The organism is Alteromonas sp. ABH4_457 (assembly GCF_056160625.1).
Window position 1 is genome coordinate 55441 of the sequence record NZ_JBSWXN010000008.1, and the last position, 13710, is coordinate 69150.

General features: G+C 50.4%; 14 protein-coding genes. 7 read left to right on the forward strand and 7 right to left on the reverse strand.

The features are described from left to right. Window positions 1-148 precede the first annotated feature (148 nt). The gene (locus tag ACXAGR_RS20180; protein ID WP_474852208.1) at window positions 149-289 is read left to right on the forward strand and encodes a hypothetical protein; all 141 of its coding nucleotides are present in this window, start codon (window positions 149-151) and stop codon (window positions 287-289) included. Between the two features lie 92 nt (window positions 290-381). Here ACXAGR_RS20180 and rpmE read toward each other — a convergent pair whose 3' ends face one another. Further along, window positions 382-594: a 50S ribosomal protein L31 gene (gene rpmE / locus ACXAGR_RS20185; protein WP_303573891.1), complete on the reverse strand. Its 213-nt coding sequence runs from the start codon at window positions 592-594 to the stop codon at window positions 382-384. A 176-nt stretch (window positions 595-770) separates the two neighbouring features. Between rpmE and priA the strand changes: the two genes are divergently transcribed. The 6 genes from priA to ACXAGR_RS20215 all read left to right on the forward strand — a co-directional run bounded on the left by priA (window position 771) and on the right by ACXAGR_RS20215 (window position 8277). After that, window positions 771-2942, forward strand: a complete 2172-nt coding sequence (gene priA / locus ACXAGR_RS20190; RefSeq protein WP_474852210.1) for a primosomal protein N' — start codon at window positions 771-773, stop codon at window positions 2940-2942. Between the two features lie 155 nt (window positions 2943-3097). Further along, window positions 3098-3661, forward strand: a complete 564-nt coding sequence (locus tag ACXAGR_RS20195) for an SPOR domain-containing protein (RefSeq protein WP_119499943.1) — start codon at window positions 3098-3100, stop codon at window positions 3659-3661. Between the two features lie 405 nt (window positions 3662-4066). Beyond that, a complete protein-coding gene (gene hslV / locus ACXAGR_RS20200; protein WP_119499945.1) occupies window positions 4067-4591 on the forward strand; it encodes an ATP-dependent protease subunit HslV in 525 nt (174 codons plus the stop codon). A 73-nt stretch (window positions 4592-4664) separates the two neighbouring features. Next, window positions 4665-5996 (forward strand): HslU--HslV peptidase ATPase subunit, encoded by a 1332-nt coding sequence (hslU, locus tag ACXAGR_RS20205; RefSeq protein ID WP_119499946.1) that lies wholly within the window; start codon window positions 4665-4667, stop codon window positions 5994-5996. A 210-nt stretch (window positions 5997-6206) separates the two neighbouring features. After that, on the forward strand, window positions 6207-7094 hold the full coding sequence (locus ACXAGR_RS20210) for a LysR family transcriptional regulator (protein WP_474845264.1): 888 nt from the start codon (window positions 6207-6209) through the stop codon (window positions 7092-7094). Between the two features lie 94 nt (window positions 7095-7188). Further along, window positions 7189-8277, forward strand: a complete 1089-nt coding sequence (locus ACXAGR_RS20215; RefSeq protein ID WP_474852213.1) for an alkene reductase — start codon at window positions 7189-7191, stop codon at window positions 8275-8277. A 39-nt stretch (window positions 8278-8316) separates the two neighbouring features. Here the strand turns inward: ACXAGR_RS20215 and ACXAGR_RS20220 are convergent, their stop codons facing one another. The 6 genes from ACXAGR_RS20220 to ACXAGR_RS20245 all read right to left on the reverse strand — a co-directional run bounded on the left by ACXAGR_RS20220 (window position 8317) and on the right by ACXAGR_RS20245 (window position 13508). Further along, a complete protein-coding gene (locus ACXAGR_RS20220; RefSeq protein ID WP_474845260.1) occupies window positions 8317-9207 on the reverse strand; it encodes an ATP-grasp domain-containing protein in 891 nt (296 codons plus the stop codon). Window positions 9208-9289: 82 nt separating this feature from the next. Further along, the gene (locus ACXAGR_RS20225) at window positions 9290-9469 is read right to left on the reverse strand and encodes a hypothetical protein (protein WP_303573884.1); all 180 of its coding nucleotides are present in this window, start codon (window positions 9467-9469) and stop codon (window positions 9290-9292) included. A 65-nt stretch (window positions 9470-9534) separates the two neighbouring features. After that, on the reverse strand, window positions 9535-9843 hold the full coding sequence (locus ACXAGR_RS20230; protein ID WP_303573883.1) for a hypothetical protein: 309 nt from the start codon (window positions 9841-9843) through the stop codon (window positions 9535-9537). Window positions 9844-9845: 2 nt separating this feature from the next. After that, on the reverse strand, window positions 9846-10097 hold the full coding sequence (locus ACXAGR_RS20235) for a helix-turn-helix domain-containing protein (protein WP_349583825.1): 252 nt from the start codon (window positions 10095-10097) through the stop codon (window positions 9846-9848). Then, a complete protein-coding gene (locus ACXAGR_RS20240) occupies window positions 10090-12255 on the reverse strand; it encodes a peptidase domain-containing ABC transporter (protein WP_474852215.1) in 2166 nt (721 codons plus the stop codon). The genes ACXAGR_RS20235 and ACXAGR_RS20240 overlap by 8 nt, the downstream gene beginning before the upstream one ends. Next, window positions 12255-13508, reverse strand: a complete 1254-nt coding sequence (locus ACXAGR_RS20245; protein ID WP_474852217.1) for an HlyD family secretion protein — start codon at window positions 13506-13508, stop codon at window positions 12255-12257. The genes ACXAGR_RS20240 and ACXAGR_RS20245 overlap by 1 nt, the downstream gene beginning before the upstream one ends. Window positions 13509-13710: the final 202 nt, after the last annotated feature.

Consider the following 13710-nt stretch of genomic DNA (forward strand, 5'->3'; position numbering starts at 1 on the left):
TCTTTTGTGTGTCCTTCTCAGGGTTTGGTCTTTGCACAACTACTACTTGTCGTTCCTGCGCTAATCTCTTGTTTTCGTTATAAAGCGCAGCTTGCGACAAATGTAACACAACGCCTTTCACAGTACATATCTGATCAGGAGCTATCTTATGCTTACTTTAGTTGCCGGAGGGCGGCTTCACAAAACGGAATTATCAATGCCGACTATTGATGAAATTTATAAGTTAACTTTAATTTATAATTTATTTTATATGGCTGGACGGTGGAGCGGGCGGGTGAGTAAAGCGTAACGGGACGAGCACGGGTTAAGTGTTTTAAGTAACGGATTTAAGGCACAAAAAAAGCGCCGTAAAGGCGCTTTTTTCGCAATTCAATGCCGGACTTATTTTTTGCCCAGAGCACCAAAACGCTTCTTGAAGCGGTCAACACGACCACCAGTATCAACGTTACGCTGCTTACCAGTGTAGAACGGGTGGCAGTTTGAGCATACGTCCAGGTTCAGTTCTTTACCTGCAGTAGAACGTACTTTGATAACGTTACCGCAAGAGCAAGATGCAGTAATTTCTTCGTAAGTAGGGTGGATACCTTGTTTCATGGGTTACCTCATTATATAAGGCCGTATCGCAATCCAGCCCGAAGCTGAACACCATACGCAACTATATTCAATACAAGGCACAACTGGCCTTGCCGTAAAGAGCGGCGCATATTAATGTATGACGCCGTTTTGATCAAGAACGATAAGTAAAAAAGTGCGGAAAATATAGGCAGATTATGCGTTTTGTTGAGGTGGCGGTTCCTGTACCGTTACGACAAGCTTTTACCTACTCCTGTGACACATTACCGGAAGCAGGCTGCAGGGTCAGTGTGCCTTTCGGCCCCCGCACATTAACCGGCGTCGTTCTGGGAGAGGCGGAAACGCCGGAGAACAGCGGAAAAATCAAACCGGTTCACCATGTTATTGATGACAGTCCGGTGCTCGACAGTGTGATGCTGAAACTGTGTCACTGGTTATCCCAGTATTATCTTCATCCGGTGGGTGAGGTTATTCACACCGTATTACCGGTCCTGCTGCGCAAGGGTGAACCGGCGAATCCGGTGGATGAAATCTGGTGGCATGCCGGTGATAACATTGATGAAAATCTGGCGTCACTGAAGCGGGCGAAGCGCCAGTATGCTTGTCTTGAGGCACTGGCGGATGAGCCGGTTCGCGAAGGCGATCTCAAAAATACCTTTCCTTCCTCCATCATCAGTGCTCTGGAAGAGAAGGGCTTTGTGTACTGCGAAAGTAAACCGCCGCCCCTGCGACCGAAAATGTGGCTCGATTATTTTCATGTCGGCAAGAAGCCATTGCCTGATAAAGAGCAGGCGGTAGCCATCAGCGCGTTGTCGCAACAGGCCGGCAAGTTTGCGCCTTTTTTACTGGAAGGGATCACCGGAAGCGGGAAAACCGAAGTCTACCTGCAGGCCATTGAAGATATTCTTTCTGCCGGGAAGCAGGTATTGATTCTGGTACCGGAGATTGGCCTTACTCCGCAGACGGTTACCCGTTTTGCCAAGCGCTTTGGTATCGATATCGGCGTATTACACTCCCAATTGAATGACAAAGATCGCCTTTCAGTCTGGCAGCGTGCGCGGGAAGGTGAACTGGGCATCATTATTGGTACCCGGTCTGCGATTTTTACGCCAATGAAATTCCCGGGCATGATCATTGTGGACGAAGAACATGATGATTCGTTTAAGCAGCAGGACGGGTTGCGATATCACGCCAGAGATCTCGCAGTTATGCGCGCCAGTACTGAGCACATTCCTCTTATTCTGGGCACCGCGACGCCTTCACTGGAAACACTGAACAACGCCCTGACGAAGCGATATGGTCATCTGCAACTGACCCGGCGGGCCGGCGGTGCTTCGAACACTCATCAGCAGGTACTGGATGTACGGGACCAGCGGATGCAGTTTGGTATTGCCGATGGCATGCTGAGCATCATGCGCCAGCATTTGTCGATGGGAAATCAGGTACTGGTATTTGTTAACCGGCGGGGGTACGCACCGGCATTGCTCTGCCATCATTGTGGTCATTCTTATGATTGCCGCCGGTGCGAACGGCCCTACACGGTTCACCGCACCCAGCAACGTTTGCAGTGCCATCATTGCGGTGGCGCCAGACCGGTACCCCGCCAGTGCGAACATTGCGGTGAAAATAAACTGATTACTGCCGGCGTGGGAACGGAGCAGATTGAAGATGGTCTGGCGAAGTTGTTCCCCGCCGTGAAACAAATCCGTATCGACAGCGACTCGGTGCGGGGCAAAGACAAGTTGCAACGTTCTCTGGATGACATTAATGCGCAGAAGTATCAATTGCTGATCGGTACGCAGATCTTGTCAAAAGGGCATCATTTTCCCCATGTGACTCTGGTTGTTGTACTGGACTGCGACGGCGCCTTATTCAGCGCAGATTTTCGTGCCAGTGAAAAGCTGGCGCAACTGGTTACTCAACTGGCGGGGCGCGCAGGCAGGGCATCGAAGCCGGGGGAAATGTGGCTACAAACGCATAATCCGGGGCACCCGTTGTTGCAGGATTTAGTGCACAACGGTTACGCGCATTTTGCCCGCCAGGCGCTGGAAGAAAGAAAGTTATCATGGATGCCGCCCTTTCAGTCTCAGGCGGTGATCCGTGCTGAAGCCACTCATGCTGAACAGGCGTGGGATTTTCTTGAACAGGCGGGGTCGCTGTTGCAAAGTCCGTCTGTGAGATTAAACGGGCCACTTCCCTGCCTGATTGAGAAGCGTCAGGGGCGTTACCGTTTTATGCTGGTCCTGCAGTCGGCGCGGCGTAATGATATCAACGGGTTACTCAGAAAAGCCTTACCGGTATTATCAGCGATGCCAGCGGCAAGCCGTGTTCGCTGGTCACTGGATGTTGATCCCTCTGACTTCAGTTAGTATTCGCTTCTTAACGCATATAGCGGCAGCATTTTAGGAAAATTCACGATACACTGCTGTGCGGTTTCACTAAAAAGCGCTGATTTAATCACGTGATAATCAGCCAGCAGGTGATGCTTTTTTCAAACAATATTTGACGGGATATTACGCCGGATATGGCACAACGTGATTATGTAGCTCGTGGTCGTGCGCCACAAAATAAAAAGAACAACAATAAACGCAAGCCGCCTTCGCCGGAGACGAACCGGACTAAGATTTGGGCACGTCTGGTGGTTGTGGTGATCGCTATTCTGGGTCTTATTTATTTTCTGTTCTCTATTAAAGACAATGTTGATGAAACGGCTGACTCGCCGATGGAACCACTACCGCAAATTGTCGAAGAAGAGGAATTGCCTGAGCTGCCTAAGGAAGAATGGGAATACATTAAATCCTTACCCGGTTACGAAGTCGAAGTGGAAGTCGCGGAGCAACAAAAATCCGACAAACTGTATTTACTTCAGTGTGGTTCATTCCGCACCCGCTCGCAGGCTGAAGAAATGAAAGCCAAAATCGCCTTTCAGGGTCTTGAAGCACAGGTTCGGGCCACTACCGGCTCTAACGGTGAATGGTTCCGGGTCATCATGGGGCCGTTACAAACCAAACGTGATGCAGAAAGAGCAAGACACAGCCTGAGAAAAGTAAACATCACCACCTGCATGATCCTGTACTGGAATCTCTAAGGTAGATAACCCGTCGCTGTCGGGGCTTCCGATATTCTGGTACAGAACTCGCTGTAAACCCATCCATGGGCGCTCGGCAGCCGCTTCCCTGCGGCTGACGGTTCTGTACCAGAATATCTTCAACCCCTGCGCTTAGGGTTCTCAATCTCTTTTCGCCGGATCGTGTGCCTTTCCCGCCGGTAATACTTCATCCCGTCCACAGGCTCACCATGTTCCCTGCAGCAGTTTTCCTGCTGCTGACGGTTTGTAATGGCTTCTTCCTTCTCCGTCTGCGGGCCTGACACCGGTCTTTATTGATGCTGGTGGATTGTCCCTTGAAAAAATTATCTCTTCCCCCACTTATCTCTTCATTGAAATTAATTTGCTGCGCGACAGCCAGCGACACCCGGAATATGGGGAAGTGTAGTGACTACTATTGTATCTGTAAGACGCGACAATCAGGTCGTCATTGCCGGAGACGGACAGGTTTCTCTGGGCAATACCGTAATGAAAGGCAACGCGAAAAAAGTGCGTCGCCTGTATCATAATAAAGTGCTCGCCGGTTTTGCCGGTGGTACTGCTGATGCATTTACGCTGTTCGAGCGTTTTGAATCTAAACTCGAGATCCACCAGGGGCACCTTACCCGCGCTGCGGTGGAACTGGCCAAAGACTGGCGTACTGACAGGGCGCTGCGTAAGCTCGAAGCGTTGCTAGCGGTGGCTGATGAGACGGCATCTTTCATCATTACCGGTAACGGCGACGTAGTGCAGCCTGAAAACGATTTAATCGCTATTGGTTCCGGTGGCGCTTATGCGCAGGCGGCTGCAACGGCTCTGCTGGCAAATACTGAATTGTCAGCCCGTGAAATAGCAGAAAAGAGTTTAACCATCGCAGGGGATATCTGCGTATATACCAACCATCACCAGACGGTTGAAGTACTGGATTATTGATCGACTGCAGGCCGTATTACGGTCATGCAGCCGGTAGCTGAGCATCATCAGCGTTAGTAAGAGAAGGTTTATTATGTCTGAAATGACACCCAGAGAAATTGTTCACGAGTTAGATCGCCACATCATTGGCCAGCAGGACGCAAAACGCGCCGTATCTATCGCCCTGCGTAACCGCTGGCGCCGGATGCAATTGCCGGAAGAGCTTCGTGTTGAAGTCACGCCTAAGAATATTTTGATGATTGGTCCTACCGGTGTGGGTAAAACTGAAATTGCCCGCCGCCTGGCGAAGCTGGCAAATGCCCCTTTCATTAAGGTTGAAGCCACGAAGTTCACTGAAGTGGGCTATGTTGGTAAAGAAGTTGAGACGATCATCCGCGATCTGACAGACATCGCGGTAAAGCTGACTAAAGAGCAGGAAATGACGAAGGTCAAATTCCGTGCTGAGGAAGCGGCGGAAGAGCGTGTGCTGGATGCTCTATTGCCACCACCGGAAGACGTGTGGGGTAAAAAGGAGCAGGTTGAAGACCGTGGCACCCGTCAGGCATTCCGTAAAAAGCTCCGTGAAGGTCAGCTGGACGACAAAGAAATTGAAATCGATGTCGCACTGCCGCAAATGGGTGTTGAAATCATGGCGCCTCCGGGCATGGAAGACATGACCAATCAACTGCAGTCGATGTTCCAGAACCTGAATTCTGACTCGCAGAAGAAAAAGAAAAAACTGAAAATCAAAGATGCGCTGAAAATGCTTACTGAAGAGGAAGCTGCCCGTCTTGTAAATCAGGAAGATCTGAAAGAAAAAGCGATTCATGCGGTTGAACAGCACGGTATTGTGTTCATTGATGAAATCGACAAGATTTGTAAACGTGAAGGCAATAACTCTGCGGATGTGTCCCGTGAAGGTGTGCAACGGGATCTGCTGCCGCTGGTGGAAGGCTCTACTGTATCGACTAAGCACGGGATGGTGAAAACTGACCACATGTTGTTTATCGCATCCGGTGCTTTCCAGATGAGTAAGCCGTCTGACCTGATCCCTGAGTTGCAAGGCCGTCTGCCAATCCGTGTTGAACTGTCAGCACTGAAAGTGGAAGACTTTAAACGTATTCTGACTGAACCGAATGCAGCATTGACAGAGCAGTATCGTGCTCTTATGGCTACAGAAGGCGTGACAATTAAGTTTGAAGAGTCTGGCATTCAGCGCATTGCTGAAGCAGCCTGGCAGGTAAACGAGCGCCTTGAGAACATCGGTGCCCGTCGTTTGCACACGGTGCTGGAGCGTTTGATGGAAGATATTTCTTTCGACGCATCCGAGAAGTCCGGTGAAACTTTTACTATCGACGCCGCCTATGTGGACTCACACTTAGAAACGCTGGTCGATAACGAAGATCTCAGCCGCTTTATTCTGTAAGGCTCTGTCTGTTACTTACCACATGGGTCGCTGCCTGGCTGAACGGTAGCTGCTCATTAATAAAATTAAAACGCGCGACTGTCTGACGGTTGCGCGTTTTTTGTTGCCTGAAAAGTTGATTGCGTTGAATACGTCAGGTTTCTTTCTGGTTATTTGTATAAAATGTAATTAGTAAGCTGCTATCTTTGTGGAAAATGAAAAGGTTGAACAATGCCGGTTAATGCTAAAACAGAAGATTTAGAAGCCTTTGTAACGGTGGTGGATACCGGCGGTTTCTCTGCCGCCGCAGCGCTGCTGGACCAGCAGGTTGCCAGGATATCACGCTCGGTAACGCGGCTGGAAAAGACCCTCAACGTTACCCTGTTTAACCGCACAACCAGACGGGTAGAGCTGACGGAAGAAGGTGAGCTTTTCCTGCGTTACGCCAGAGACGGTCTGAACATGCTGGAAAAAGGTGAGGAGGCATTGCGACTGCTCGGGCGGACACCATCAGGCAAGCTGCGGGTTGATGCAGCCAGCCCGTTTGTATTTCATCAGCTGACACCGTTAATAGACGGGTTCTGCCGCACCTATCCGGATATATCTCTGGAGCTGACCAGTCACGACAGCATCATTGACTTACTGGAGCATAAAACCGATATCGCCATTCGTATCGGCGATTTAAGTGACTCCAATCTCCATGCCAGAAAGTTAGGGCGAAGCCGGTTACATGTAGTGGCAAGTCCGCAATACCTGGCTAAACATCCGGTCAGCGGCGATATTACAAGCCTTTCGCAGCATCGTTTAATTGGTTTCAGTGACGCGCCGCATTTAAATAACTGGCCACTTAAAAGTCCTCAGCAGCTTACATTTGCCATCAGTGCCTCAAGTGGTGAAACCGTGCGGCAACTTTGCATTGCAGGGCAGGGGCTGGCGATGCTGTCACACTTTATGACGTATGAAGATATTGAGGCCGGCCGGTTGGTGCCTGTGCTGACAGACCATGTCCTGAGTCCGAACCGGCGGGAACTGGTACAGGCGGTATATTACCGTAACAGTGCCGTGTCTTCCCGCATCTCTGCATTCCTGGATTATATCGCGCCGCGACTCACTCTATAATTGCAAAAATAACAAAAGTGTTTTTAATTTATTGCTGTTAATGATTCAAATAGGCTGCGATATGCTTCATCCATTGAAAATGGAAGGAGGCTTTATGAGTCTATTATTTAACAGTATTTCTCTTGCCGGCAAAACGCTTAAAAACCGTATTGTCATGCCCCCGATGACCCGCTCAAGGTCAACGCAGCCCGGTGATGTCGCCAACGATTTAATGGCTACTTATTATGCCCAGCGTGCCAGTGCCGGTTTGATTATCAGTGAAGGTACGCAAATCAGTGAACTGGGCAAGGGCTACGCCTGGACCCCGGGCATTTACACCGGAGCGCAAATCGAAGGCTGGAAGAAGGTCACAAATGCCGTTCACAAGGCAGGAGGTGTGATGTTTGCGCAACTGTGGCACGTTGGCCGCGTATCCCACGAAAGTAATACGGGTGGCAAACAGCCGGTTTCTTCGTCAGCGCTTCAGGCTGAGGGCGTGAAGGTATTTATCGACGAAAATAGCTCACCGGGTTTTGTGCAGTCTTCTGTACCCAGAGCACTTAGTAAAGAAGAAATCAAAGCGGTCGTTGAAGAGTACCGGCACGCGGCGCAATGTGCCAAAGATGCCGGATTTGATGGCATCGAGCTGCATGGAGCCAATGGCTATCTCATCAACCAGTTTCTTGATTCACAAGCCAACAACCGTACTGATGAATACGGCGGCAGCCTGGAGAACCGTCTGCGGTTCCTGAAAGAAGTCGTGTCTGCCGTCAGCACGGTGTTCGACAGTCGCGCAGTGGGGATCCGTCTGGCTCCGCTGACGACGTTGAATGGTGCGGTAGATGAAAACCCTGAACAGACGTACGTTGAAGCGGTGCGGGCCCTGAATGAGTTAGAGGCCGGCTATGTACATATCGCTGAAGCCGACTGGGATGATGCGCCGGAAATGGCGGTAAGTTTTAAACAGGCCATCCGCGAGGCGTTTGACGGTATTTTGATTTATGCCGGCAAATATACCCGTGACCGCGCTGAACAGGCGCTGGAAGAAGGATGGGCTGATATGATTGGTTTCGGTCGCCCCTTTGTATCGAATCCCGATCTGCCTGCCCGTTTACAACAAGGCATCGCGCTGGCAGAGCATGATCCTGATACCTTGTTCGGTGGCGCAGAGAAAGGTTATACCGATTATTCTGTCGCGTCATAACGGTTATCTGAGATAACCTGCTTCATCAACAACAGCGGACTAGTGTTCCGCTGTTGTTATCAGCGCCCGGCATAAGGTTTCAGTGAGCGGGTGCTGTGTTTCATGTTCAAATTTCAAAAAGTACGGGCAGGGATTCGCTTCAAGGAAGATAAACTCGCCTTTACTGTTACACCGCCAGTCAATGGCGCACCATTTCATCCCGAAAGCAGCGCAAATTGTTCTGGCCAGTGAGCGGATATCCTCAGGAATGTCTGTAGCCTGCGCCTCTGCGCACTCATCAATACGGTAATCCGGCTTATCCGAGTAGATAACACCGGAAAAAACCTCATCACCAATAACGTACGTCCGCACATCAAGCCCGTCAATCCGGGCCTGTAACGTCACTGCACCAGTGTCCTGCTGATGCGGAAGTTCACTGGTATACACGCCATGCTGACGAAGCAAGGTGGTGTGGGCACCACCGGAAACCGGTTTGACAATGACATCCTGAAACTGCTCAGCGAAGTGTTTGAGGGCAGTGACATCATTGCTGATGAGCGTATCGGGAATGATGGCGCCCAGTGCCGATGCTGTTTGCAATTGCACGGGCTTGGCCTGGTGAAAACGAATGGCACTCAGCGGGTTATACCAGCGCTCAGGCTGATGATAAAAAAGCGGCGAAAGTGCACTGATTTGATTTTTACCGGCAACAGGATTTGTTGCCGGTGGAGCTGAAAAGCGCTGCCACCAAAAGGCGCTGGCTTCGTCAATATCCACGTATTCGTTATCGACAACAAGCGTGAAGGCATTTTTAAGCGGTTGCCATTGCAACTTTAACTGATCGCCCAGGTTCGCCGTATTGAGGATCAGTGTTTCTTCCTGAAGGTCGTGAAGTGTTGTCACTACATGCTGTAGTTGATGGTCTGATTCATCACCCAGGCAAAGAATCATACATTACGTCCTTTTAAAAATGATGCTGACGCCAACAGGAGCGGGAGACAACCCTGTCCGCGCAGCATCATCAGGCCTGAAATCAGTAAACCGATTCTTCCGGGTAATCGCCACCATTTTCACCCAGCGCCAGGGTGAAATAGCGGGGCGGGATTAAGATGGCTTTGGCTTCTGTGACCGGCGTAGTTTTTATAAGACCGGCGCCTGATACTTCGCAGGCTTCTTCATTCGTTAACGGGCGGGGTGTGGTTGTTTCTTTCATGATGTTCTCCTTGAACAGGTTATTTTTCCGTTACGGGTTTCGTTGCGCATAACTCACAACAGGTTTTAGTTTACCGGGTCTTCCGGCGCTGTCTTCTGGCTAAAAGTCCGGTTATCACCCACGCCGGGTTTCAGATAGGGCGACTGGCCAACTGTGTCTGAAACCCCTTGCAGGTAGCAGGTTAAAATGGTCTCGCGCAGACTCATTATCCAGCACAAATTAAACGTCAAACCGACCACCCACATATCGGGTAATGTACTGGTAATCGCGAAATACATCAGGCAGCACAGCGATGCTGCCGCCATGGGAATGAGACTGTTCATAAACAGGACTTCTGTCTCAAACGCCACGGTTTTATTGATACGAAAGGACATTACTACCCCTCTTGCTCTATCCGTGTACCGGGCTGATGAAACTGGCGGTAGTAACTCGCCATCAGTGAGGTGCGGTTGTGGATATCCAGCTTGCGGTAAATGTTGGCGCAGTGAAATTTCACCGTCCTCTCGCTGATAAATAGCTGGGAAGCGATTCGCTTATTCGGAAGCCCTTCCATAATTTTATGGGCAACCTGCAGTTCCCGGCGGGAAAGCTGCTCCAGGCGATCATTGATAGGGGTTGGATTAGTCATGACTCTCTCCTTGTTGTTCAATAACGGGGTTGGTACTGACGGGGTAGATTTCGGTTAATTTGCCTGCTTCAAGCCGGAACACACGGTCTGCCATGGCGATGGTTTGCGGCCTGTGGGCGATAATAATGCGGGTGATGTTCAGCTGTTTCAGGTTGTGGTTTACCTGTGCTTCGTTGTGCATATCAAGGTGACTGCTTGCTTCATCAAGGAACAGGATCTGCGGCCGTTGATACAGTGCTCTGGCCAGCATTATCCGCTGGATCTGGCCGCCACTCAACGTGCTGCCCATGTCGCCGACCAGTGTCTGGTACTGCATTGGCATGGCTACAATGTCATCGTGAATACAGGCCAGTTGTGCCGCGCCTGCTGCCCGCTGAATATCAGGAGAATCACAATAGCCGGCTATATTTTCAAGAATGCTGCCGTTGAGCAGGGCGTCATCCTGATAAACTGCCGAGGATACGCCCTTCAGTGCGCCCTGACTGACAGGCTTTGTGCCGAAATATACTGAGCCTGAACTGAGCGGGTGAATACCGGTAATACATTTAAGTAACGTTGATTTTCCGCAGCCGCTTGCACCGGTGATCGCTACTGCTTCGCCGGGGGCAACGGTCAGGTTGATATTTTCAAGTACCGGTGCTGAAAAGCTGTTGTAAGCATAGCTGACCTGTCTGAGGGATAAAGTTGCCGGGCCGGTATTGTCTGTGCCGTCTACACCGGAAAAAGCGACTGGTACGTCTTCACATTCAGCCAGCACCACATCTGATAGCCGGTCAATGTGTAGCGATAACATACGCCATTCCAGTGCGGTGGTGATCAGACTTTCAGCGGCGGTAACAAAGCGGTTTTTGTAGCTGATAAACGCATACAGCATACCGGTGGTCAGTGCATTTTCCATAGCCATCTGTGCGCCAAGGTAAATCACTACAATGTTTTCGGCACCGGTGATGACCTGTTTGGCAATGCTGGTACGCAAACCCCATTTGCCGATACTGATGTCTGCATTTAAGGATGATGTCAGCCGGTTCAGCCAGTGGCCGTGGCGGCTCGCCTCCAGGTTAAATTGCTTGATTGTCTGAATGGCCCGCATGGATTCGATGAAGTGCGTTTGCTCCTTTGAAGCCAGCTCCAGTTTGTTGGCGTGATGAGGCCGGACGCAATGCCAGGCAAACACGCGGAACAGCGCATACAAAAAGGTGATAACAATGACTACCGTGGCCAGAAGCGGCGCATAAACATACATGACTGCCACTGTCACCAGTGCCATCAGTCCGTCCATGATCACGGTAATGAAGCTGGCAGTGAGAAAATCCCGCAATGCATTTAATGAACTGAAACGGGAAATAATGTCGCCGGTGTGCCGGCTGTGAAACCATTTTAGCGGCAGTTGCAGTAAATGACTGAATACCCTGGCGCTCATCAGCAGTTGCAGGCGGCTGGTGAAGTGTAAAAGGATATGTTGGCGTAACGCTGAAGTCAGACATTCAATTAACAGAAAAAGCGCAAAGCCTATGGTTAATGCGGTCAAAAAGTCAGACGATCCTGCGGGCAGCGCATCATCTACCACCATTTGCATGTAATAAGGAGACAACAGGGCAAATAACTGAATAAGCAGGGTAATACAGAAGGTAAGCAGCAAGGTTCTGCGAAGCCCGCTGAGACCTGAGAAGAAACTGCTTATTGTCAGCTTTGGGGTAGCCGTGACCGGTGTAAAAGCCGGGGCCGGAGAGACTTCCAGAGCAATGCCGGTGAAATGAGCGGAAAAACGGGATAACGGCATTTTACGTTTACCCGTGGCCGGATCATGAATGGTTACGCTGTTTTTGTTCACTGCGGTGAGTACCACAAAATGCTTCATATCCCAGTGAACTACGCAGGGCAATTGCAGTTTTGGCAGATCATCCAAGTCCAGTTTCAGCGCTCTTGCAGATAAAGAAAGGCGCTTAGCGATGGTAATAATGTCTCCCAGCGTTGCCCCTTTCAGTGACAAGCCATATTCCTGCCGGAGTTCGGCCAGTGTTCTTTTATCGCCATGGGCCTGCAATATCATACACAGGCAGGCCAGTCCGCATTCTGCGGCTTCCGCCTGATACACCACCGGTGTTTTAACAGAACGGCGAAGGGAAGGGAGCGGGTTTGCTGATAAGAGGGCCTGCATTACCACGCCCCTTTTACAGACAGTAATGGTGCGAAAAGCCATTCAATCAGGCTGGACTCCCGTGTCGTCACATCGGCACTGAAGGTCATGCCGCTTCTCAGTGGTGTTTCCTGTCCGTAGGTGGCGATGCTTTGTTTATTCAGCGAAACCTGAACCAGATATGCCGGTTCGTCTGTGGTGACAGGAAACCATTGCTTACTCTGTGGCTGGATAAGATCGTCAGATATTTGCGTAATAACACCGTCAACGGTGCCGTATTGCTGATAAGGGAAAGCATCCAGTTTAATGCGGACTGACTGACCCTGTTGCAGTAAACCTGCCGACCGGGCTGGCAGCAACACCTTACCGGTAAGGGTGTCAGAAGAGGGTTGTATATTCAGTAGAGGTTTAGACGTATTGATGAAGTCACCGCTACGTACAGACAAATCGGATACCACACCAGCTCTTGATGCGGTAATCACCTTCTTGTGCTGACTGTCCCACTGCAGCATCTGATTGCGTAATGCACTGAGTTGATGCTGAAGATCAAGGCGCTCCTGCTCCTGACTGGCGGGGAGCCTCGCCAGCTCGTGGCGATTTTCTTCAAGGTAGGCGAGCTTACTTTCACGCTCCCGCTGGTATTCCAGTAATTCCTGCTTTAGCGATAACACAGCACGGGCGGCACTGAGATGTTCATTTTTCGCCAGTAATCTGGCATCGGCGAGTGTTGCCATCGAGTTAGCAGACGTTTCTGCCAGAGCGATCCGCTGGCCTACCAGCTCAATGAGTCCGTTAAGCTTGCTAATATCCCGCTCCAGTTGCGTGCCGGTATTTCTGGTCGTTGCAATTGCCAGTTTATGGGCGACAGTGAGATAGCGTAGTTGTTGTTCAAGCTGTTCCTGCTGAACTTCATACTGACTGTGCACTGCAAAATGCACGTCTTCGCCGGAGCCCAGCGTCTGGCCGCTGTTGATTTTAAGTAAGGGGGTTCCCGCCTCAACCTCATCGCCATTTTTCACGAGAATAGCGGCAACCCGTCCGCCGGTATTGTCCGGATAAACCGGCGTACTGCCTTCTGACATTTCCAGCCAGCCGTTGATCCGGGTGAAGGTTTTGTATTCCTGACTATTCAGATACCAGGCCATCACGATGACCCAACCTGTTACCATCAGGCTGATCATCCTGACAGGCAAAGACGGTAAAACAAATACGTCTCCCTGACTGGCTGTCAGCTGATGTTGCAAAGCCTGTTGTCTGAACAGCTTGTGTTCCATGATTTACTCCTTGCTAAATAAAAGTCCGGCAGATTACCCCTGAACAGCATCCTTAACTGATCAATTGAATCCCTGGCATCGTAGTCCCTGACACCTCCTTTTCCGGTAACAGGGGCAATCTGTCGAAAACACATCAGCGTCCTGCTGACGGAATTAAATTTACAAGAAGCAGTGCCGTAGGCTTTCAAATCACGGACACTGG